The sequence below is a fragment of the Gordonia sp. CPCC 205333 genome (assembly GCF_048537885.1).
Lineage (GTDB): Bacteria > Actinomycetota > Actinomycetes > Mycobacteriales > Mycobacteriaceae > Gordonia.
This window is the reverse complement of record NZ_JBCLVI010000005.1, coordinates 392308-414107: the sequence shown is the minus strand read 5'-3', so window position 1 is coordinate 414107 and position 21800 is coordinate 392308. Positions and strand designations below refer to the sequence as shown.

The window sequence follows — 21800 nt, the reverse complement described above, 5'->3', positions numbered from 1 at the left end:
GTTACGAGTTTCCAACGGCGTGGCGGCGATGGCGTGCCATTAGTTCCCGCTGATGGTCGCGCACCTCCTCGCCGACCGCCGGTGATGCGGCCCAGTTGCCGTCTGCGTTGAGAACCCAGCATCTGGTACGCGGATCCAGCGCTGAGGCAAAGACATCCGCCAGTTCGGCGGTGAGGCGTTCGTCGCGTACCTGCACCATGACTTCGACGCGCCGATCGAGGTTGCGATGCATCATGTCGGCCGAACCGATCCAGTACTCGTTCTGCGCGCCAAAGTGCATCACCCGCGAATGTTCCAGGAATTGTCCCAGAATCGAACGCACGGTGATGTTCTCGCTGACTCCCGGCATCCCGGGCCGCAGCGCGCAGATGCCGCGGACCACGACCTCGACCGGCACTCCGTTCTGAGAGGCTCGATACAGCGCGTCAATGACGCCCTCATCGACAAGTGCGTTTGCCTTCAACTGAATTCGGGCGCGAGTATCGCCGGCCCGGAGTCGCTCGATCTCGTTGTTGATCCGCTCGACGATGCCAGCCCGGATACCAGCCGGTGCTACTAGGAGGTTTCGATACTCCTGCTTCCGCGAATAGCCGGTCAACGTATTGAACAGGTCGGTGAGGTCGGCACCGATTTCGGGCGCCGCGGTGAACAGGCCGACGTCTTCGTAGAGACGTGCGGTCTTGGGGTTGTAGTTGCCGGTACCGATGTGGCAGTAGCGGCGGATCGTCGAACCTTCGCGGCGGACGACAAGGCATGTCTTGCAGTGTGTTTTGAGTCCGACGAGGCCGTAGACCACGTGCACCCCTGCCTGTTCGAGTTGACGGGCCCACTTGATATTGGCCTGTTCGTCGAACCTCGCCTTGATCTCCACCAACGCGACAACCTGCTTGCCCGCTCCCGCGGCGTCGACGAGAGCGTCGACGATCGGTGAATCGCCGGACGTGCGGTACAGCGTCTGCTTGATCGCGAGGACCTGAGGATCTGCCGCGGCCTGTTCGATGAATCGCTGAACGCTGGTAGAGAAGGAGTCATAGGGGTGATGCACCAGGACATCGCCCTCGCGCAGGGTGGAAAACACGCTCTTGGGGGTCTCCCGCTCGCCAAACGCGGGATGAGTCACCGGAACGAATGGACGCTCTTTGAGCTGGGGACGGTCGACGCCATAAATCTCGAACAACGATGAAAGATCAAGCAGCCCCGGTACTTCGATCACATCGCCCGGGTCGACGTCGAGTTCGCGCAACAGGAGTTCGAGCATATGCTCGCTCATGTCGTCGGCGACTTCCAGACGCACCGGAGACCCGAAACGGCGACGTGCCAGTTCGCGTTCGAGGGCCTGCAGCAGGTCTTCGTCCCGATCTTCTTCGACCTCGAAGTCCGCATTGCGGGTGATCCGGAACGCATGATGCTCAACGACTTCCATGCCTGGGAACAGGTGGGACAGATTTGCCGCGATCAGCTCTTCGAGTGGCAGGAACAGTGCCGGACGCATCGACGGCGGCATGTCCTCCCCGAGCGGACTGTGGGTCTCGCCAGGCACCAACTTGTCCACCCGGACGAAGCGAGGCATATTGTCGGGCACCTTGATCCTGGCGAAATGCTCACCAGGTTCGCCCGAATCACGAACTGTCACAGCCATATTCAGCGACAGACCACTGATATACGGAAAGGGGTGGGCCGGGTCGACGGCCAGCGGCGTCAGGACCGGAAAGACCTGTTCGGTGAAGTGCTGGACGAGCCGGTTCTGCTGGGTCGAGTTGAGATCTCCCCACGTCACAACGTGAATATTGTTGTCGGCCAACGCCGGTTTGACGGCATCCAGGAAAACGCGGGCGTGCCGGTTGGCCACGGTCTGCGCGCGACCAGCTATCCGGAGCAATTGCTCACGCGGGGACAAACCGTCGGCTGATCGCACCGAGAGTCCAGTTTCGTCGCGACGTTTGAGACCGGCAACGCGAACCATGAAGAACTCGTCAAGGTTGGACGAGAAGATGGCGAGGAACTTCGCGCGTTCGAGCAGCGGCATCGAGGTGTCTTCGGCGAGAGCAAGTACGCGAGAATTGAAGTCAAGCCAACTCAACTCACGGTTGAGGTAGCGATCGTCGGGAAGATCGGCGGACGCATCGGGCAGCGGGGTGGCCGCGGGCGGAGCCCCCGGGATCGAATCGGTCGGGCGGATAGCGGCATCGTCGGGACTCACCGGTTAATCATGACGCATCGCGTGCCCGTGCGACAGCAGAGCGTCGGCCTTGGATCCACGAGGCGGTGTGCTCGCCGACACCGAGCTCGGCCGCCGCGGCCAGATCCGCGAGAGTGTCGACGTCGGTGCGTAGTCCGGGCCAGTTGTGGCCGAGCGGGTCAAGGTCGACCGCGCCAGCGGTACGGTGCGCCGCTGCCGAACCCGGACCAAATGAACTCATCTCGGTGACATGGGGGTGCCGCACCAGCATCGTGGTACCCGTGCCATCGCGATCGGCGACCACGGCGCGCGGATGAGGACCCGCCGCGATGATGGCCGAAGCGAACTCGGCGGGGCGCAGTGCCGGGATGTCGGCTTGCAGCAGAGCGATCGCGGATAGTTCGTGATCACCCGCCCGTGCGACTTCGGCGCCGAGGGCGAATGCGGCATTGAGTGAGGAGTCCCGCTCAGCATCGCCGACGTGGGTCACCTGATGACGTCGAGCCCATGCGGCGACGTCGGCGTCCAGACTGACGACGACGACATGTTCGACACCGGCGGCGCGGACGGCGTCGACGGTGTCGGCGAACATCGCGAGGACCAGATCCTCGCGGTCGGGTACGGCTTCGGTGAGCCGTGTCTTGGCGTTGGTCAGCTCTTTGACCGCCAGCACGACGGCGATCGCAGGCATCAGCCCATGGGGCGACCCGGTCTCCATGTAGTCCATCATGACGGCTACGCGCCGGGCACGCTACGCGCGGGTGCCACGATGCGCTCGGAGTCGGCACCACGACGACTACTGAACCGATAGTGTTGAACCAGTCAAATGGAGCGGTTCTCGGCCCAACCGAGATCTGGGTGTGAAGGAGTCGCAGGTGCGAGCGGTTGTGATGGGTGCGGGTTCGTGGGGGACTGCGACAGCGAAAGTTCTAGTCGACGCGGGCACCGACACCCGTATCTGGGCCCGCCGCCCCGAGGTCGCCGAGCGCATCAACAGCGAACATCGCAGCGGCTATCTCCCCGGAATCGCTTTACCTGACGGGTTGCGTGCGGTGTCGTCGGTGGCAGAGGCCCTCGAAGGCGCTGACATCGTGGTGTGCGGTGTCCCGTCGCAGTCGTTGCGACCGAATCTCGCCGAATGGAAACCGCTCATCGACCCCGACGCCTCGCTGATTTCGCTCGCCAAAGGTATTGAGACGTCGACGCTATTGCGGATGACCCAGGTGATCGGTGAGGTGACTGCCTTTCCCGAGGATCAGATCGCGGTGCTGTCCGGTCCCAACCTGGCCCGTGAGGTCGCCGAACAACAGCCGGCCGCGACAGTGATCGCCTGCATCGACGAGGCTCGCGCGCAAACACTGCAGAATGCATTCTCCACCAACTACTTTCGCCCCTACACGAATACCGATGTGATCGGCTGCGAGATTGGCGGTGCGGTTAAGAACGTGATTGCCCTGGCTTGCGGAATGGCGTCGGGTATCGGTTTGGGACAGAACACCCTGGCAACCATCATCACGCGGGGGCTGGCTGAGACCATCCGGCTGGGTGGCGCCGTCGGAGCGAGGATCGAAACGCTCGCCGGGCTGGCCGGCATCGGCGATCTGGTCGCTACGTGTTCGTCACCGTTGTCACGCAACAGGACATTCGGTGCCCGCCTGGGTGAGGGGGCGACTCTCGCCGAAGCGCAAGAGGCAACCAACGGTCAAGTGGCCGAGGGCGTCAAATCCTGCTCGTCGGTACAGGCACTAGCAGAGAAGCACGGCGTCGATATGCCATTGACGGCCGCGGTGAACAGCGTGTGCCATGACGGACTCTCGGTGTCGGACGCGATCAGCTCGCTACTCGGGCGCAGCACGAAGCCCGAGACATACGAGGGTCGGGGTTAGTCTGCGCCGCTGGCCCAGATTCTCCGGCGCTTTAAGGGGGACTGCGCAACTATCCGCCGACGAGCGTCGCGACATCCTCTTCTCGCTCGGCACGGGCTCGCGTGCGGGCGGCGATCCGGGCCCGACTCTCCTCGAATTTGACGACGTCGCGTTCGAGTTTCTCGATGTACTCACCGAGTTCGTCGAGTGACTGGCGGCCCTGAGGGCCATAGTCGTCACGGTCGAAAACCTTCCAGGTCTTCAAAATCGGCCGGACGACCTCGTCGAGGTGTTGACGCAGATCGTAGATTCCGTGTTTGACCATCAGTACGCCGTTGCGTCGCCAGTTCGGCATACCGGTTCCCGGCATCCCGAAATTCTTGAGGATCTTGGTGACTGCCACGATTGACTGATCAGGCGTGAGATCGAAGGACGCGGCTGCCAGATTTCGGTAGAAGATCATGTGCAGGTTTTCGTCCTGTGCGATGCGCTTGAGCATCGAATTGGCGACATCGTCGTTGCACACGAGACCAGTTTGTCGATGGCTCACCCGAGTCGCGAGTTCCTGGAATGTTACGTAGACGACCTGGTCCAGTGGCCCGTTGAATTCGTCGGGCGCCTGGACGCCGCGGGTCATGTGAACCATCCGGTCGTTCTCCAACTGCACCGGGTCGACGCCGCGGGTCACCACCAGGTAATCGCGCATAGCGACACCGTGGCGATTCTCTTCGGCAGTCCACCGGCCGATCCAGGTTCCCCAGGCACCGTCGAGGGTGAAGTTCTCCGCGATCGTTCGGTGGTAGGACGGCAGATTGTCCTCGGTCAGCAGGTTGGTGATCATCGCGACGCGCGCGACTTCGGAAAGCTGCGATTGTTCGATATCCCAGTCCTCACCGCCCATGGCCGCGTAGTCGCGCCCCTCGCTCCACGGAATGTAGTCGTGTGGGTACCAGTCTTTGGCGATGGACAGGTGACGGTTCAAATTGTCTTCGACCACTGGTTCCAGCTCGGTCAGGATCTGTAGGTCGGTCATTTCACGAGTCAACGGGTGCCTTTGGTCGGGTAGAGCAATACGCAGTTCTCACGCGTCCGGTTCCCCGCGGCCGAAACGTACCAAATGCGCCGTGTCAACCTAGTGTATGGCGCGCATCACATTCGTGCGCGGCCGGGTGCGACGGCTGCCAGTGTGGCTGTGCGTCAGCCGAGTTCTAGCGGCGCCCGCGGCAATATACGGTCGATGACCCCGGATACCTCGGTGATCGGTGCGTTGCCGGCGTTGAGCGGAATCCACAGTGCGACATAGGGGCGATGATCGACAGCGACGTAGGCCTGACCACGACCATCGATAGTGTCGGTGATGTACCACTGCACCGGATGTACGACCTGCAATTTGGACGATGGAGCAAGTCCGTCGGGTCGCCCGACGCCACAACGCAGGCTGATAGCTTCACCGTCGGACGACGACGCCCAGCGCACCACTGAGCCTTCGATGGACTTATCCCCGTAGCCGTTGAACCTCGAGGGCAATGCTGTGATCAGTTTTGCGCAATCAGTGCCGGTATTGGATGCCGCGGCATAGGAATCGATTGGCGAGCCGGCATCGGGCTTGAGTGCGGCAAAGGTGATGAAACCCACCAGGACCATGATCGGGATCGCGACCAGGGTGGCAATCAACGCCGGATGCAGCCGACTCGGCGCCGTCGATCCGCCGGTCGCCGCGGGTTCGCTCGGTTCGGCACCGCCGGAGGACGGTTTATCGGGATCAGCACTCACGGCATACCAGTTTAATGACCGTCGTCGCTGGCTGGACCGACGCCTCTAGACTGAGCCGCGTGGTGAGCGGAGCGAGCGGGCCAAAGTCCAGACCTACGATCGCCGACGTTGGGGAACGGGCGTTGCTCGCGGCGATGCGTGGCGCGGGAGCGGCTGTTCCCGGCGCGGTAGCCGACGACATCGTAATCGGCACCGGCGACGATGCCGCCGTCCTCGCGGGCAACCGTTCGACGGTACTGACCGTCGATACCGCGGTGCAGGACAGACACTTTCGGCTCGATTGGTCGACGCCGAATCAAATCGGGGCGCGGTCGGTGATTGCCAGCGCAGCCGACGTCGCGGCTATGGGCGCACGATTGTCCGGGGTCTTGGTGTCCATTGCGATGCCGTTGACAACCCCAGTCGAGCTGCTGTTGGGCATCAACGACGGGATCATCGAGCAGACGCACCGACTAGGTGGCCGGGTACTGGGCGGCGACCTGGTCTCGGCATCGGAGATATCGCTGTCGGTGACCAGCGTGGGTGTGCTCGACATCGCGCCGGTCACGTTGGCGAACGTGCGGCCGGGTGATGTACTGGCGCTCAGCGGACCTCTCGGCGGGGCGGCGTCGGGTTTCGCCGCGATAACACACGGTGTGGATGGATTGCGCACTCGCGCAACAGAAACCGAGCGTCGTTCACTCGATGCCGCGGTCCGTGCGTTCGTATTGCCGAGTCCGGACCTCAGTCAGGGGACCGTTGCAGCAATCGCGGGTGCGCATGCGATGACCGACGTATCCGACGGGTTGGTTGAAGAACTCATCACGATGGCCGCGGCTTCGGCTGTGCGACTAGATGTCTCGTCAAATTCGGTACCGACGCCTGACTATCTCCCGACGGTGGCGGCGATGCTGGGGGACCCGGATCTCGCCCGACGCTGGGCACTGGTCGGCGGTGAAGATCATCAGCTCTTGGCGGCGTTCGGCGGTGCCGCCCCATCGGGTTGGACGGTAATCGGGCGTGCGGCCCCGGGGGATGGTTCGGTATACGTCGACGGCGTCGAGCCGAATCTTCGGGGATGGCAGTCTTTCTGACCCGAACCGCGCAGGTATGACCCGAGGCGACATCAGATGGCGATATGACATCTCAGTTCTCGACGGGGCATATCTCCGCGGCTCCCATGAGGCGCAGCGCGAAGCCAACGTACTCGGTCGCGACATCTTCTGGATTCAGTCGGCCGCCGGGGAGCCACCAGCTCGGGAGCGAGGTACACATCGTGACTACCACTCGCGCTGCGTCGCCCGGATTGTCGACGTGGAATACGCCGGCCCGCACCGCGTCGAGGACGACGGCGTCGAGGGCTAGCTGCTGCTGATTGCGGCGTGCCGCAATGGAATCGCGGTTATTGGGCTCCAGTGAACGCACTTCGCTGGTGCCGATGAATCCGAGTTGCCGGCGGTGGGTGTGAAAGAGCGTCAGGTTCTCGACGATGCGGCAGAACTTTCCTCTTGCATCGACTTCGTTGGCCACTGCGGCGACCGCACGCCATTCCAATTCGCTCATAGTCTCCGAGAGGATTGTCATCAGGATGTCTTGCTTGCTGGCGTAGTGACCGTAAATTCCGGGAACGGAGATCCCGCAGCGCGCCGAGATCCTACGCATGCTGGTGCCGTGGTAGCCGACGTCGAGAAATTCGTCGAGAGCGCCGAGCAGGATCGGGTCAAACTCGAGCGGATCGTAGACCCGCCAGTCTGTGGCGGGTCCATTGTTCGATCCGAGTTGAGCCCGCACTTCGTTTCCGCCACGTCCGTCGATGACCTCGCCCGCGGTCATCCCTAACTGACTCGCGATGATCTGAAGGCGCGGAACACTCAATTTCGTGTACCCATTTTCGATCTGGCTGAGTGTTGCTGGGCTGACGCCGATCATCGCCGCGAAGGCGCGCAGCGAATATCCCTGCACGAGTCGGGCCTCGCGAACCCGAGTGCCCGGCGGCGACTCAGAGCCGTCCGAAATGGTCATCTGTTTAGAATAACGGAACATCTGCGCGCCGTGTGTTGGCATTCTTTCTGCAGGTATTGACAAGTATTCGCGATTAGATGCACAGTCGTCAACGACCGATCGTTCGCTTGTCCGCGGGAATCCATCCGGGCCTCGACAGAAAGGAAGTGACGATGACGTCACCAGATCGCTCATTGGAAGGCCGCACCTTGATCATGTCGGGCGGTAGTCGCGGTATCGGCGAAGCCATCGCGGTTCGCGCCGCACGCGCCGGTGCCAATATCGCGCTGCTCGCTAAAACCGCCGAGCCGCATCCCAAACTGTCGGGCACGATCTATACCGCTGCGAAGGCAATCGAAGGGGCCGGTGGTCGGGCGCTGCCGATCGTCGGTGACGTTCGCGACGAAGAATCGGTGAATTCCGCTGTCGCGCAGACGGTTGAGTGTTTCGGTGGGATTGACATGGTCGTCAACAATGCAAGCGCCCTGGATTTGGCGTCGACCGAGTACATCTCGATGAAGAAGTACGACCTCATGCAGGATATCAATGCGCGGGGAGCGTTCATGCTGTCGAAGGCGGCTATTCCGCATCTGCGGGAGTCGTCGAATGCGCATATCCTCACTCTCTCGCCACCGCTGACTCTGGACCCGAAGTGGTTCGCCGGGATCGGTACCGCATACACAATTTCCAAATTCTCGATGACGCTGGTGACGATCGGCCTGGCAGCGGAACTGGCGAAGGACGGCATCGCCGCGAACTCCTTGTGGCCGCGCACGACGATCGACACCGCAGCGGTGCGAAATGTTCTATCCGCCGACCTCGTATCACGCAGCCGCACCGTCGACATCGTCGCCGACGCCGCTATGACCATCCTCACCAGGCCAGCGTCGACGGCGACCGGCCAGTGCTATATCGACGACGAAGTGCTCGCGGCTGACGGCATTACCGACTTCACTCGATATCAGGTGTCTGCGACGGAAACCGATCTGGAACTCGACTTCTGGATGGAATGGAACTGAGTCGCTGATCGGCGGGGTTGCCGAGTCGGTCGTTGCGACGGCGCGCTATCTTGCCCACATGGCGATATATGCACTCGGCGATCGCGAGCCGACCTTGGGTAAGGACGTATATGTACATCCCGACGCCACCGTCATCGGCAACGTCACGCTCGGCGACGGCGCCTCGGTGTGGCCGGGTGCGGTCTTGCGTGGCGACTACGGGACGATCTCCGTCGGCCCCCGTACCAATATTCAAGATGGGACGGTAATCCATTGCACGCCAATCGATCCTACGACGATCGGTGCTGGCTGCGTGGTCGGTCACAATGCGCATATCGAGGGTTCGACGATTGGTGACAATTGCCTGATCGCGTCGGGATCGGTGGTTCTCAACGGCTCGGTGATCGGGTCCGGTGCGGTTGTCGGGGCTGGGGCGGTGGTTCCGTTCAAATTTGAAGTGCCCTCGCGTGCAATGGCTTTGGGCGTCCCGGCGAAGATTCGCGCCGGATTTGAAGTCCCCGACGGACACGTTGAACTGAACGTCGAGATGTACTACCAGAACGCGCAGTACTACCGCACCGAGCTTCGTCGGCTCGACGGACCGGGAGCCGACGCGTGACCGGCAAGTCACTCTCCGAACTACTGGATCCGGGCTGGGCGCACGCGCTCGAACCGGTCGCGCCGGTCATCGCGGAGATGGGTCAGTTTCTGCGAGCCGAGATCGCCGACGGCCGCGGTTATCTGCCCGCCGGTGCGAATGTATTGCGTGCCTTCAGTCAGCCATTCGACGACGTGCGCGTGTTGATCGTCGGGCAGGATCCTTATCCCACGCCGGGACATGCTGTGGGACTGAGCTTTTCAGTGGCCGCCGAGGTATCGCCGATTCCGCGTTCGCTGGTGAATATCTACGCCGAGTACTGCGACGACCTCGGTTATCCCACGCCGGCCAATGGCGACCTGACACCGTGGGCCGACGCCGGTGTCCTACTACTCAACCGGGTGCTCACCGTGGGGCCAGGTGCCCCGGCATCGCATCGTGGCAAGGGTTGGGAAGCGGTTACCGAATGTGCCATCAAGGCATTGGTCGCGCGTGAGGCTGCACCGCTCGTCGCGATCCTCTGGGGTAACGACGCGCGGAATCTCAAAGCCTGGCTGCCCGACGTGCCAGTCATCGAATCCGCACACCCGTCGCCGTTGTCGGCATCGCGGGGATTCTTCGGCTCCAAACCATTCAGTCGCGCGAATGAGGCGCTGGAGGATCTGGGAGCTGAGCCGGTTGACTGGAAGTTGCCTAGCTGACCTGAGGGAGTAACTAGAGCCTGCTTACTCGCGGTTAGCGAGGGGGAACATCCCTCGCTCGGCGCCCCGGGACAGCTTTCAGTCGTCGAGCACCGCTAGAAACGTGCCGGCCTCTTCTCCACGAATGCGTCGACGCCCTCGATCCCCTCCGGGCGTGACGAGAGTGCCGAGATGCTCGCGCCTTCGGCGATCAACTGTTCGGGCAGAGATCGGGTTGAGCCGCTGTGGAGTAACTCGGTGGTCGCGGCCAATGCGGCGGCCGGGCCGGCGGCGAGTTCTGCTGCGACCTGCTGTGCGCGAGTCTCCACGGCGTCATCGTCGACGATCTCCGACAGCAGGCCGATGGTAAGCCCCTCGTCAGCGCCGACGATCTTGTTAGTGAGGATGATGTGCCGGGCGCGGGCCGCGCCGACGATGCGGGGCAGCATCCAGGTCATTCCGCCGTCGGGACTCAGCCCAATGCCGCTGTAGGCGGGACGCATCTTGGTCGATGCACCGCCGATCGCGATGGTCGCATGTGTGACCACGCTCATGCCCGCACCGGCGGCCCAGCCCTTCACCGCCGCGACGACGGGCAGCCGCGACTCGTGCAGGGCGTTGATGAATGCGTGAAAATTGTCGGCGAGATCCCGCAGAAACACCGCGCGATCGTCGGCAGCGGCGAAAGCTCGCACATTGCCACCGGCGCAGAAGTTTGCGCCGCGCCCAACCAATACGACGGCGGCGGCGTCGCGTTCTCCCCGGGCAACCTGTCGCAGCGCGGCGGCTCCGTCGGTGAGTCCCTGCCGGTTGAGTGAGGTGCCGTTGTCGGCGGTGGAGATAGCGATGGTCAGCACGCGGCCGGCCTGGCTCACGAATTCAGTCGGGGAAGTCATGAATCGACATTATCGCTCGCCGAATAGCAAGAACCCGCCGGGCCGTCATGGCCCAGCGGGTTCTCAAATGTTTTGTGCGGTGAGCGTTCTCAGGCGTTCAGGGCGGTCTTGCCGGCCTTCAGGCATGAGGTGCACACGTTCTTACGCTTGCGGTTACCGGGCGCAACTTCGACACGCACAGACTGGATGTTTGGATTCCAGCGGCGGTTGGTGCGCCGGTGCGAGTGCGAAACCGACTTGCCGAAGCCGGGGCCCTTGCCGCAAATGTCACAAACGGCAGCCATATCGAACTCCCTCAATCGTTGGAAACTGGTCTTGTTTGGCCCGTGGATGGATCGCGGCCGAAACCGGCGCAATCGTCATGGCAGTCGGCAAATGCAGACACACCACCCCACAAGGCAACCCTGCAAGAATAGCGGGCGACGGTAGCGGAACCAAATCCACCGCTGTCGGACCCGGCGGGTAATCTCTGTCACTAATGCCAGCCACCGGCCCCGTGCCCCCCGTATCTGCCGCCACAGCCGCGATGAATCCGCAGTTGTTGCGCGATTGGGCGCGGGCGAGTGCGGACGGACTGACCGCACTACGCGGTGAGATAAACGACCTGAACGTCTTCCCGATTCCCGACTCCGATACTGGCAGCAACATGGTCTACACCATGTCCGCCGCAGCGCGATCCGCCGAGGAGGCCGACGAGTCGGCGTCGGTCGCCCAGGTCGCGCGGGCCATCGCCGACGCCGCGGTCGCCAACGCGCGCGGAAACTCGGGCATCATCTTGTCGCAGGTGCTTGTAGGCATCGCCGACGCCGCAGATCTCGCCACCAGCGACGCCGACCAAACCTTCAATCGACTGTGGTCGACGGGGCTGCGGCTCGCATCGCTCGCGGCGGTACGTGCGGTGAGCGAGCCACGCGAAGGTACCGTGCTGACCGTGTTGCGCGTCGCCGCGCATACCGCGGCCGAATACCAGTCGGCGTCAGCGGCGGATCAGGCGCGAGCAGTCGCCGATGACAGCGCCGAAGCTCTCGAGCACACGCCCGAACAGCTCGCCGAACTCGCGCATGCCGGCGTGGTGGATGCCGGCGGGCGCGGACTGCTCGCATTGTTGGACTCGATGGTGCTGGTGCTCACCGGCGTATCCAACAAGCGGCGCCCCTATCGCGGCATCCTGGTCGGCGGCGGTGATCTGACCGGTCACGACTTCGACGAGCCCTGCGGCACGGACAGTGAGATGGACTTCGAGGTGATGTATTGCCTCGACGGTTCGGCCGGTGAACGGATCGGCCGACTCCGCGACTATCTCAACGAGATCGGTGACTCGGTAGTGATCGTCGGCGATAGTTCGGATTCGGGGGAGCGCTTCTCAGTACATGTCCATACCAGCGATCCGGGGAAGGCGGTCGAGGCCGGCACCGTCGTCGGGCAGATCGCCGACGTCCGCATAACTTGCTTCGCGCTCGACGCTTTGCGTGCACAACCAGACGGCAACGAGCCGCCGCCCCGACATCGGCGCGCAGTGGTGGTCGCGGTGAAAGGCGATGGCGCGGAAGAACTTTTCAGCGAGGCCGGTGCATCGACGGTGCGAGCCGACGACGGAGTCAGTGCCAGTGTGTTCGCTGACGCCATCCGCGTCGCCGACGCCGCGCACGTTGTGGTGATGGCCAATGGTGTGCTGCCGGCTCAAGAGTTGGTCAGTGTCGCGGCCGAAGCCCGGTCCAGCCAGCGGTCCGTCGTATTCATCCCAACGCTGTCGATGGTGCAGTGTTTGTCGGCGCTCGCGGTGCACGACTCCACCGAAAGTCCCGACGCCGATGCCTACGCGATGGCCGAGGCCGCGGCGGGTACCCGCTGGGGTTCGGTTGTGGTGTCCAAACGGAGGATGATGACCCTGGCCGGACTCTGTGACGTCGGTGATCTGCTCGGGTTCATCGGTTCGGACGCCCTGGTCATCGGCGCGGATCCGTTGGCCGCGACGACCGCGCTGGTTGACCTACTCCTTGCGACCGGTGGTGAACTGATGACGGTCTTGGCCGGCGGCGGGCTCCAGGAAATCGATTCGGGTGCAACGGTTCTCGATGGTCTTGCCGTTCACTTGCGCGACCGTCATCCGGGCGTCGAGCTCGCGGTGTACGAGGCGGGCCAGCGAGACCAGGTGTTGCAGGTTGGAGTCGAATAGGTGGCTGACCCCGTCCGTCTGACCGATCCGTTGCAGTCGGTCATCAACCCGGCGACCGCGCAGGGCCTCGCCGACCTTGGCGTGTACACCGTAGGGCAACTGCTGCGACACGCTCCGCGTCGATACGTGCGCCGGGGACAGGTAAGTGAGGACCGACTCCTACCCGAACCGGGTGAGTGGATCACCGTCGTTGGCCGGGTCACGAAGGCCGAGTTCATCACCATGCGTAAGCGCCATGGGAAGTTCCTGAAAGTCGTTGTGGCAGATGAACGTCAGACCTATGACATCAGCTTTTTCAACTCGAACTACCTGATCAAACAGCTCAAGCCGGGCACCAGGGTTATGCTCGCGGGTGCCGTGAAGTACTACAACAACCGGATCCAGCTGGCCCATCCCGCCCATGTGCCGCTGCCCGATGGTGACGTGGGTTTCGAGGAGGTGACCGGCCCGGACATGTTGGCGCAAGCCCTCGGCATCGATCCGAAACTTGTCGAGGGAGACGCCGGTACTGCATTCCTGGCCGACCTCGATCGGTCTATCCTGCCGATGTACCCGGCCAGTCAAAAGGTTCAGACCTGGCAGATTTGGGCGTCAATCCGCGACCTGTTGGCGCGAGTAGGTGAAGTGCCAGAGGCACTTTCCGATGAGCAGCGATCCGATCGCGGTTTGATCACGCTCGACGATGCCCTCTGGAAGGTGCACCTCCCCGACTCGGACGCCGATGTGGAAGCGGCGCGGCAGCGGTTGAAGTTCGACGAGGCGTTCGCGATGCAGTTGGTTCTGGCGCAGCGCCGCGCGGTCGGTCGGATCGAATCCGCACCGCCCTGCCCACCTGTCGCCGGCGGTCTGGAAGATGCTCTGCGCGAACGACTTCCGTTCACCCTGACCGAGGGGCAGGAGATTGTTTCCGCAGAGATCGGCGACGATCTGGGCGGCTCATCGCCGATGAGTCGACTGTTGCAGGGCGAGGTTGGCTCGGGTAAGACGCTCGTCGCACTGCTGGCTATGTTGCGGGTGGTCGACAACAGCCACCAGTGTGTGCTGCTCGCGCCGACGGAAGTACTTGCCGCGCAGCATCATCGGACGATTCTCTCGATGCTCGGCGATCTCGGGCGCGCGGGCGAGTTGAATGGCTCCGACGGAGCTACCCGAGTGACTCTGCTGACCGGCTCGATGCGGACAGCCGTCAAGCGGCAAGTGTTATTGGACATCGTGACTGGCGACGCGGGTCTTGTCATCGGTACTCACGCGTTGCTGGAAGACCACGTCGATTTCTTCGACCTCGGGCTGGTGGTCGTCGATGAGCAGCATCGGTTCGGTGTCGAGCAGCGGGACAGCCTGCGTAACAAGGCAATCGACGGGATGGTGCCGCATCATCTGGTGATGACGGCAACGCCGATCCCGCGGACGGTGGCGATGACGGTCTTCGGTGATTTGGAGACGTCGGTTCTCACTGAGTTGCCACGCGGTCGCCAACCTATCACCACAAATGTGGTGCCGCTGGGCAATGAGCGTTGGATGGAACGGGTGTGGGCGCGCGCTGCCGAGGAGATCGACAAGGGCCGGCAGGTGTATGTGGTCTGCTCCCGAATCGGTGACGAGGAGAGTAAGGCAAAAAGCAAAGGCAAGAGTCGCACCGGCGGTGACGAGGAGCCACAGACGATTTCAGTTCTGGATATGTATCAGATGCTGAGTGCCGGGCCGCTTGCCGACTGTCGAATCGGAGTCTTGCACGGGCGGCTCCCGGCGGACGAGAAAGCTGCCGTGATGGACGAGTTCACTTCCGGCGCATTGGATTTGGTGGTGTCTACGACGGTGATCGAGGTTGGCGTCGATGTACCGAACGCGACCATGATGGTCATCATCGATGCCGATCGTTTCGGGGTGAGTCAGCTTCATCAGTTGCGGGGTCGTATCGGCCGCGGGCAGTGGCCGGGGCTATGTTTGCTTGTTTCCGGTGCGGGCGAGGTTTCGCAGGCACGTGAACGGCTGAACGCGGTCGCGGGTTCGACCGATGGATTCGAACTCGCACGAGTCGATTTGGAACAACGTCGAGAAGGAGATGTGCTCGGCGAATTACAGTCGGGTGGAACGTCGTCACTCCATTTTCTGTCGCTACTCGACGACGTCGAGGTGATCTCCGATGCACGCGAACTGGCCGAGCAGATCGTAACGCAAGACCTTTCGCTCGCCGATCACTTGGGCGCGGCCCGGCTGATCGATGACATTCTCGCCCCGCGCCTGGAGTATTTGGACAAGACATAGGTGTCGTCGTGACGCCGATGTGAACTGTCTAGTCGGAATCTACTTCATGAACGGCGCCAACGGAACCGAACGACGTCGTGCTGCGTCTGATTGTCATGGAAGTCGCCGCGGCCCAATCGGTTCGTCGTTGGCTACGACGTCGAGCGCGGCGTCGGCGCTGGAGGCACGAGGCTAGCCGCTTCCGGTCCCGGCCGTTGTCCCTGCGGGGCTGGCTCGGAGTGTGGATATTCGTCGTCTCCGCAACCGTCGTCATGGCGGGGCTATATGTCTCGACCGCCGAGACGCCGACCGAACAATCGCGAATTATGTTGGCGCGGTTGGGAATGATACCGGTCTTGGCGCAGCGACCGCCGCACCGCGACGATTACGATCGTGCCGCGTTCGGTATGCCGTGGACCGACCAGGCCGACGTGGTCAACGGCCATAACGGCTGCGACACCCGCAATGACATTCTGGCTCGAGACCTGACAGATATCCGGACCGGACCGACGTCGGGGTGCGCACATGCAGTGATTTCCGGAGAGCTGCGCAGTCCGTACACCGGCGGCTTCGTCGCCTTCCGGCGGGGCCGCAACTCCGCCGCCATCCAGATCGATCACATCGTGCCACTTTCGTTCGCCTGGGATATGGGCGCGAACAATTGGTCGGCGACTCAGCGGGCCAATCTTGCCAACGATCCGGCGAATCTCGTCGCTGTCGACGGGACGTCCAATATGGACAAGAGTGATCAGGAACCTGGACGGTGGATGCCGCCAGCCAAGGCATTTCACTGCCAGTACGCGACGCAGTTCGTAGCTGTTCTCGACGCTTACCGCCTGTATCTCGACGTTCCGTCGCGAGATGTTTTGGCGCGAGTTCTGCACGGGTGTTTCCGATCCCGTGGTTGACCTTCACACCGTGACAACCCGTTCAATGGTCGAGGAAAGGAGATGACGATGGATATGAACCGAAGACCGAGAACTGACATGATCGAGGCATTGCGGGCGAGCGATGCCTCGGTGCGGCTGCGCGCCGCTTTGCAGATCGGCACGAGTGCCGACCCCGCGCTGGTGTCCGAACTCGTTGACCGCTGCGCCCTCGAGCCCGACTTCTTCGTCCGTGACATGCTGACCTGGGCACTGTCCCGGCTTCCGGCGGACGTCACCGTGCCGCTACTAGTCAGCGAACTCACCTCACCGAAATCGCAGGCCCGCAGCCAAGCGCTGCATACACTGTCGAAGATCGCCGACCCTCGCGCTTGGCCGTCGATCTCGGCTTTGTTGCACGACCCCGACGATGAGGTGGCACGTAGCGCGTGGCGTGCGGCGGTAGTACTCGTCCCCAGTGGAGGCGAGCCGGCGTTGGCGAAGGACCTGGCGTCGGAGCTGGGGAGAGGAGACCGGGAAATGGCCCTGAGTTTGAGTCGCGCGCTCGTCGGACTCGGCGATTGTGTTGTACCGATTCTCGACTTCGCCGCCCGCAGTCATATCCCGGCAGTGTCGGCACATGCCGTTGCGACACAACAACTCTGGGAAGACCCCGAGCGCGGGTTCACCCTCTCGGCCGAGTTCGCCACACGGCTGGCGGCGACTGGCCCGGGACAGTAGCGTGCTCATCGGCGAAGTGTCCCGCCACAGCGGCGTCAGCACGCGAATGCTGCGACATTACGACTCGGTAGGCCTGGTCCGACCCACCGGCCGGACGTCGGGCGGTTATCGCGAATACAGCGCCGACGATATCCGCAGGCTCTTCCATGTGGAGAGCCTGCGGACCCTCGGACTATCGCTCGCCGACGTTAAACGTGCCCTCGACGAACCCGATTTCGCTCCAGCCGATTTGGTTGCCGAGTTGATCGAACACACCAGGATACGCATCGTCACCGAGCAGGAACTGTTGGCCAATCTCGAACGGGTCGACGCCGCAGCGCCGTCGGCGTGGAATGACGTGCTGCGGATCGTGTCGATGCTCGCGGCACTTGGTTCGGATTCGGCTGGCCGTCGTCAGCAAGCTGTCCTGGCAGCCGACGCGGGATCAGCACTTCCCGCCGAGGCGCTTGTCGCCGCCCTGCTCACCGAGCACAATCCCAATGTCGCCGGTGCGCTGCGGTGGGCGTTGGGCCGATCGGCCGGTGATGGTGCGACGGCTTTGGCTGGTGGACTTGAGTCCGGCGATCCGACCATTCGGCGTAGGGCGATCGATGCGGTGGACGCCCTTGCCGACCGCGACGCCGAGCGGCTGTTGCGGGCGGCGTTGCACGATTCCGATGTCGGAATCGCCGATCGCGCCGCGCTGAATCTCGGTGGTCGGGGAGTCGTCGACGCCATCCCCACCCTCGTGGCGATGATCGTCGCCGGACGGCGTGACGTCGAAGCGGCCGAAGTCCTTGGCGCACTGCATGACTCGTCGAAGGAAAGCGAAATAGTCGACGGTGTTCGCGACGTACTGAATCAGGACATCACGCAGGCCGAGCGACTGCGACTTACTCAAGCGTTAGCTGAGTTCAGTGGGAATGATGCGACCTCGGTGCTCAATTGGTTGGTTCGTGATGACGACCCAGTGATCGCGGCGACCGCCGCGGCGATCCTGGGCAGTCGAAAGGACTGAGCTACCGCGGGCGGGTGCCCTGATCGTCGGCCTGCGGAATACGGGAACCGAGCGCGCGTTAGCCTAGAAAGATCTGTTCACGCAGCTTTGAGGCGAGGAAACAATGAGCGCACCCACCGTCGGGCCGGGCACGGCCCACGATATCGACGGCACCGACGTCAAGGCCACGGTGACCGTCCAGGCAACCGCGGCGCGTGCGGCGTCGCGCGCGTTGGCCCGGTTGTCGACCGCGGAGAAGAATGCGGCGCTGCTCGCTGTCGCCGATGTGATCGAGGGTGCGCAGGACTCGATACTTGCCGCGAATTCGGTTGATATCGAACGTGCGAAGAATGCCGGCACCGAGGCCAGCCTGCTCGATCGCCTCCGTCTGACCGCCGAGCGGGTAACCGGGATCGCGAAGGGTCTTCGCCAAGTGGCATCGCTGGCGGATCCAATCGGCGAGGTCATAGCTGGCAAAACATTGCCCAACGGCCTGCGGTTACGGCAGGTTCGGGTGCCGCTCGGTGTCGTCGGCATCGTCTACGAAGCGCGGCCCAATGTCACCGTCGACGCCTTCGGCATCGCATTCAAATCGGGCAATGCCGTACTGCTGCGCGGGTCGTCATCGGCTGCCAACTCGAATGCCGAGCTGGTCCGGATCATTCGGCAGGCGCTGACCGCCCGGCATATCTCTGCCGACGCCGTTGCTCTGCTGCCCGCACAGGATCGGTCCAGTGTGGCCGCGTTGATCACCGCGCGCGGACTCGTCGACGTCGTGATTCCGCGCGGCGGCGCGGGGCTGATCAACGCGGTGGTAGCCAACGCGACCGTCCCGACGATCGAGACCGGGACCGGCAACTGCCACGTATACGTTCACGCCGACGCCGACCTCGATGTAGCCACCAAGGTCATCGTCAACTCCAAGACTCGACGCCCCAGCGTGTGTAACACCGCCGAGACTGTGCTCATCGACGCCGCGATCGCAGCCGAGGCGATGCCGAAGATCATCTCGGTGCTCCAGGCCGAAGGCGTGATCATCCACGGCGACGAGGCGCTGCTCGATGCTGTCCAGTCGCTCGCGCTCCCGACACACGGCATGACACCGGCGACCGATGTCGATTGGGGTGATGAATACCTGTCACTCGATATCGCCATGAAGACGGTTGAAGATCTCGACGCCGCCGTCGCCCACATTGATCGATGGGGCACCGGGCACACCGAGGCTATCGTCACCCGCGATCTGGCCGCTGCCACCGAGTTCACCGAGCGAGTCGATGCAGCCGCGGTCATGGTGAACGCATCCACCGCGTTCACTGACGGTGAGCAATTCGGCTTCGGTGCCGAGATCGGAATCTCCACCCAGAAATTACATGCCCGCGGCCCGATGGGGCTGCCCGAGCTGACCTCTACCAAGTGGATTGTGTGGGGCGATGGACAGGTACGGCCCGTCTGATGACTAATTCGAAGCCTTCCACCTTCGAGACCGCTCCAATCGTCTCGACATTCACCGACATCGCTGATGTCACAACGCGTTTGGAAGCGACGGGCTACCTCGCCGACGATGCGACGTCTACGGCCGCTTTTCTCGCCGACCGGCTAGGCAAGCCGCTGCTTATCGAGGGGCCGGCGGGTGTCGGTAAAACCGAACTGGCGCGGGCACTTTCGCTCGCGACCGGCGCCGAGCTGGTGCGATTGCAGTGTTACGAGGGCATCGATGAGGCGCGCGCACTGTACGAGTGGAATCACGCCAAGCAGATCCTTGCCATCCAGGCCAGCGACACTCGCGATTGGTCGGAGACGAAAGCCGATATCTTCTCCGAAGAATTCCTGCTCCCGCGCCCGTTGCTCACCGCGATCTCCCGCACCGATCCGACCGTCCTGCTGATCGATGAGGTGGACAAGGCCGACGTCGACATTGAAGGTCTATTGCTGGAAATACTGAGCGATTTCGCCGTCAGCATCCCGGAGATGGGTACCGTGACGGCGACCCGCCGCCCCATCGTGATCCTGACGTCGAATGCCACCCGTGAACTCTCCGAAGCTCTGAAGCGACGTTGCCTCTATCTCTTCATCGACTTCCCGGATCCGGTGCGGGAGAGGGCAATTCTCGCCTCTCGTGTTCCGGCGCTGTCGTCGGCGCTGGCCGCCGAGATCGTGCGAGTCATCGGAGTGTTGCGTACCTTGGATATTCGCAAGAAGCCGTCGGTCGCCGAGACCATCGACTGGGGCAATACCCTGCTGCAATTGGGTGCTGATGGTTCTGATCAGAAGCTGACGTCGGGAAAGCTCGACGACGGTCTGATCGCACGCACCCTCGGCGTCGTACTCAAACACCGTCCCGATTTGAAGACCGCACTGACCGAACTGAAACTCGGCTGACTCAGCCATGCCAACTACCGCGTCATCACATCCCATTGCCGAACACCTCACCGGGTTCGTCGAGGAGCTGCGTCGGCGCGGTATGCCGATCGGACCGTCCCAGCTGATCGACGCGGGGCAGGCAGCTGAGGTCTTAGATCTGCTGAACCGCAGCAGTTTTCGCGAAGGCCTGGCGGCCACGCTCTTACGCGACCACACCCACCGGATGGTATTCGACAAGACCTTCGACCTCTGGTTCCCGCTTGGTGTCGGAGCGCGCAGCGCGGCCACCGAGATTCCACGCGATGACGATGGCGCTGTGGACATCTCCGCGTTGCGTGAGATGCTGGCCGAAGTTCTCGCCGACGATTCGCCCGAAGCTCAGGCGCAGCAGGCGGCGTTGGTCGCACTTATCGTCGACGAAGTCGGCTCCTACGAATCAGCACGGGGGCAGGCCTTTTCGGCCTACCAGGCACTGTCCGCGGTGAGTCCGCAGACACTGATCGCATCAATCGCCGCCGCAATGGCGGCCGGCGATGCACCCGAGCAGGGGCGGGCCGGTACGCAGCCGATGTATCGTCGCGCGGCCGCCGACCGTGTCGCGCAGCTGCGCGCGGAGATTGAGAGTGAGACCCAACGTCGGATGGCACTGCGCAACGGCCGCGATCGGGTAGCCGATTACGCCGTGCCGAAACTGCCCGAGCACACGAATTTTCTGTCCGCCGGCGCGAAGGATCTGGCGGAGATCCGGCGCACGGTTGCTCCATTGGCCCGGCTGCTGGCCTCGCGTTTGGAGATTCGACGTCGGCGGGCGCACCGGGGTGCGGTGGACGTGCGAAAGACGTTGCGCGCGTCGATGTCCACCGGCGGCGTGCCGATCAACCTGAGCCACCGCAAACCGCGGCCCGGTCGTCCGGAATTGGTGATCATCTGCGATGTCTCCGGCTCGGTCGCGGGATTCTCGCAGTTCACTTTGCAATTGGTGTACGCACTACGGCAGCAGTTCGCCAAGGTTCGAGTGTTCGCTTTCGTCGACACTGTTGACGAGGTGAGCGACTACTTCGATCGCGGCAACAGTGACGAACGGTTCGGTGAAGTGATGACGTCGATGATCACCCAGGCGCGGATCAGTACCCGCGACGGCCACTCCGACTACGGAAATATGTTGCGCGGCTTCGCCGAAGACTATTTGGAGTCGCTGACACATCGTGGTGCACTGCTGATTCTCGGTGATGCCCGCAACAACTATCACCACCCGCGCACCGAGAGCCTACGTGAATTGACCGAGCGAGTTCGGCACGCATACTGGCTGAACCCTGAGGAAAAGAGCAACTGGGGCGTCGGCGATTCCGAAGCAGATGAGTACGCGGACGTCATCGAGATGCACGAGTGCCGCACGGCGAATCAGCTGGGTAAGGTCATCGCCGACTTACTGCCGGTGTGAGTTTTCCCCACCCGGTGAAAACCGCA

General features: G+C 62.9%; 20 protein-coding genes. 13 read left to right on the top strand and 7 right to left on the bottom strand.

Translation table 11 applies throughout. From position 1 onward, the window contains the following. Position 1: 1 nt before the first annotated feature. On the bottom strand, positions 2 to 2200 hold the full coding sequence (locus tag AAFP29_RS19770) for an RNA degradosome polyphosphate kinase (RefSeq protein ID WP_419219109.1): 2199 nt from the start codon (positions 2198 to 2200) through the stop codon (positions 2 to 4). 7 nt (positions 2201 to 2207) lie between these two features. Then, positions 2208 to 2870: a 2-phospho-L-lactate guanylyltransferase gene (gene cofC / locus AAFP29_RS19765; protein WP_419219108.1), complete on the bottom strand. Its 663-nt coding sequence runs from the start codon at positions 2868 to 2870 to the stop codon at positions 2208 to 2210. Positions 2871 to 3054: 184 nt separating this feature from the next. On the opposite strand from cofC, the gene AAFP29_RS19760 reads away from it, so the two are divergent. Next, positions 3055 to 4065 (top strand): NAD(P)H-dependent glycerol-3-phosphate dehydrogenase, encoded by a 1011-nt coding sequence (locus AAFP29_RS19760; protein ID WP_419219107.1) that lies wholly within the window; start codon positions 3055 to 3057, stop codon positions 4063 to 4065. A gap of 49 nt (positions 4066 to 4114) precedes the next feature. Here the strand turns inward: AAFP29_RS19760 and AAFP29_RS19755 are convergent, their stop codons facing one another. Together AAFP29_RS19755 and AAFP29_RS19750 are read right to left on the bottom strand one after the other, a co-directional pair. Next, complete coding sequence (locus tag AAFP29_RS19755) at positions 4115 to 5089, bottom strand: acyl-ACP desaturase (protein ID WP_419219106.1); 975 nt, start codon at positions 5087 to 5089, stop codon at positions 4115 to 4117. 152 nt (positions 5090 to 5241) lie between these two features. Beyond that, positions 5242 to 5817 carry a DUF3515 domain-containing protein gene (locus AAFP29_RS19750; protein ID WP_419219105.1) on the bottom strand — a complete coding sequence of 192 codons (576 nt, stop codon included), beginning with the start codon at positions 5815 to 5817 and terminating at the stop codon, positions 5242 to 5244. Between the two features lie 59 nt (positions 5818 to 5876). Here AAFP29_RS19750 and thiL point away from each other — a divergent pair, with 59 nt between their 5' ends. Next, on the top strand, positions 5877 to 6890 hold the full coding sequence (gene thiL / locus AAFP29_RS19745; protein WP_419219104.1) for a thiamine-phosphate kinase: 1014 nt from the start codon (positions 5877 to 5879) through the stop codon (positions 6888 to 6890). Positions 6891 to 6942: 52 nt separating this feature from the next. Here thiL and AAFP29_RS19740 read toward each other — a convergent pair whose 3' ends face one another. Then, the gene (locus tag AAFP29_RS19740; RefSeq protein ID WP_419219103.1) at positions 6943 to 7818 is read right to left on the bottom strand and encodes a helix-turn-helix domain-containing protein; all 876 of its coding nucleotides are present in this window, start codon (positions 7816 to 7818) and stop codon (positions 6943 to 6945) included. Between the two features lie 152 nt (positions 7819 to 7970). On the opposite strand from AAFP29_RS19740, the gene AAFP29_RS19735 reads away from it, so the two are divergent. The 3 genes from AAFP29_RS19735 to AAFP29_RS19725 are packed head-to-tail and all read left to right on the top strand — an operon-like array spanning position 7971 to position 10094. Then, positions 7971 to 8816, top strand: a complete 846-nt coding sequence (locus AAFP29_RS19735; RefSeq protein WP_419219102.1) for an SDR family oxidoreductase — start codon at positions 7971 to 7973, stop codon at positions 8814 to 8816. 58 nt (positions 8817 to 8874) lie between these two features. Continuing rightward, positions 8875 to 9414 (top strand): gamma carbonic anhydrase family protein, encoded by a 540-nt coding sequence (locus AAFP29_RS19730; protein ID WP_419219101.1) that lies wholly within the window; start codon positions 8875 to 8877, stop codon positions 9412 to 9414. Next, entirely contained in the window at positions 9411 to 10094 is a 684-nt protein-coding gene (locus tag AAFP29_RS19725; RefSeq protein WP_419219100.1) for a uracil-DNA glycosylase, read from the top strand. Before AAFP29_RS19730 ends, AAFP29_RS19725 begins: the two co-directional genes overlap by 4 nt. A 95-nt stretch (positions 10095 to 10189) precedes the next feature. Here AAFP29_RS19725 and AAFP29_RS19720 read toward each other — a convergent pair whose 3' ends face one another. Further along, complete coding sequence (locus tag AAFP29_RS19720; RefSeq protein ID WP_419219099.1) at positions 10190 to 10969, bottom strand: enoyl-CoA hydratase/isomerase family protein; 780 nt, start codon at positions 10967 to 10969, stop codon at positions 10190 to 10192. 89 nt (positions 10970 to 11058) lie between these two features. After that, positions 11059 to 11253: a 50S ribosomal protein L28 gene (rpmB, locus tag AAFP29_RS19715; RefSeq protein ID WP_007317680.1), complete on the bottom strand. Its 195-nt coding sequence runs from the start codon at positions 11251 to 11253 to the stop codon at positions 11059 to 11061. A gap of 242 nt (positions 11254 to 11495) precedes the next feature. On the opposite strand from rpmB, the gene AAFP29_RS19710 reads away from it, so the two are divergent. The 8 genes from AAFP29_RS19710 to AAFP29_RS19675 all read left to right on the top strand — a co-directional run bounded on the left by AAFP29_RS19710 (position 11496) and on the right by AAFP29_RS19675 (position 21774). Beyond that, positions 11496 to 13145 carry a DAK2 domain-containing protein gene (locus tag AAFP29_RS19710; RefSeq protein WP_419219416.1) on the top strand — a complete coding sequence of 550 codons (1650 nt, stop codon included), beginning with the start codon at positions 11496 to 11498 and terminating at the stop codon, positions 13143 to 13145. Then, complete coding sequence (gene recG, locus AAFP29_RS19705; protein ID WP_419219098.1) at positions 13146 to 15410, top strand: ATP-dependent DNA helicase RecG; 2265 nt, start codon at positions 13146 to 13148, stop codon at positions 15408 to 15410. Positions 15411 to 15496: 86 nt separating this feature from the next. Then, positions 15497 to 16297: an HNH endonuclease family protein gene (locus tag AAFP29_RS19700; RefSeq protein ID WP_419219415.1), complete on the top strand. Its 801-nt coding sequence runs from the start codon at positions 15497 to 15499 to the stop codon at positions 16295 to 16297. 48 nt (positions 16298 to 16345) lie between these two features. Beyond that, positions 16346 to 16996, top strand: a complete 651-nt coding sequence (locus AAFP29_RS19695) for a HEAT repeat domain-containing protein (protein ID WP_419219097.1) — start codon at positions 16346 to 16348, stop codon at positions 16994 to 16996. A gap of 1 nt (position 16997) precedes the next feature. After that, positions 16998 to 17993, top strand: a complete 996-nt coding sequence (locus AAFP29_RS19690) for a MerR family transcriptional regulator (protein ID WP_419219096.1) — start codon at positions 16998 to 17000, stop codon at positions 17991 to 17993. Positions 17994 to 18096: 103 nt separating this feature from the next. After that, complete coding sequence (locus AAFP29_RS19685; RefSeq protein ID WP_419219095.1) at positions 18097 to 19425, top strand: glutamate-5-semialdehyde dehydrogenase; 1329 nt, start codon at positions 18097 to 18099, stop codon at positions 19423 to 19425. Beyond that, a complete protein-coding gene (locus AAFP29_RS19680; RefSeq protein WP_419219094.1) occupies positions 19425 to 20351 on the top strand; it encodes an AAA family ATPase in 927 nt (308 codons plus the stop codon). The genes AAFP29_RS19685 and AAFP29_RS19680 overlap by 1 nt, the downstream gene beginning before the upstream one ends. A gap of 7 nt (positions 20352 to 20358) precedes the next feature. Then, the gene (locus tag AAFP29_RS19675; protein ID WP_419219093.1) at positions 20359 to 21774 is read left to right on the top strand and encodes a vWA domain-containing protein; all 1416 of its coding nucleotides are present in this window, start codon (positions 20359 to 20361) and stop codon (positions 21772 to 21774) included. Positions 21775 to 21800: the final 26 nt, after the last annotated feature.

Coding starts and splice junctions, on each gene's coding strand:
- AAFP29_RS19710 (WP_419219416.1), top strand. CDS start 11,496: ATGAATCCGCAGTTGTTGCGCGATTGGGCGCGGGCGAGTGCGGACGGA.
- AAFP29_RS19735 (WP_419219102.1), top strand. CDS start 7,971: ATGACGTCACCAGATCGCTCATTGGAAGGCCGCACCTTGATCATGTCG.
- rpmB (WP_007317680.1), bottom strand. CDS start 11,253: ATGGCTGCCGTTTGTGACATTTGCGGCAAGGGCCCCGGCTTCGGCAAG.
- AAFP29_RS19695 (WP_419219097.1), top strand. CDS start 16,346: ATGGATATGAACCGAAGACCGAGAACTGACATGATCGAGGCATTGCGG.
- AAFP29_RS19685 (WP_419219095.1), top strand. CDS start 18,097: ATGAGCGCACCCACCGTCGGGCCGGGCACGGCCCACGATATCGACGGC.
- AAFP29_RS19730 (WP_419219101.1), top strand. CDS start 8,875: ATGGCGATATATGCACTCGGCGATCGCGAGCCGACCTTGGGTAAGGAC.
- AAFP29_RS19740 (WP_419219103.1), bottom strand. CDS start 7,818: ATGACCATTTCGGACGGCTCTGAGTCGCCGCCGGGCACTCGGGTTCGC.
- cofC (WP_419219108.1), bottom strand. CDS start 2,870: ATGCCTGCGATCGCCGTCGTGCTGGCGGTCAAAGAGCTGACCAACGCC.
- AAFP29_RS19720 (WP_419219099.1), bottom strand. CDS start 10,969: ATGACTTCCCCGACTGAATTCGTGAGCCAGGCCGGCCGCGTGCTGACC.
- AAFP29_RS19680 (WP_419219094.1), top strand. CDS start 19,425: ATGACTAATTCGAAGCCTTCCACCTTCGAGACCGCTCCAATCGTCTCG.
- AAFP29_RS19675 (WP_419219093.1), top strand. CDS start 20,359: ATGCCAACTACCGCGTCATCACATCCCATTGCCGAACACCTCACCGGG.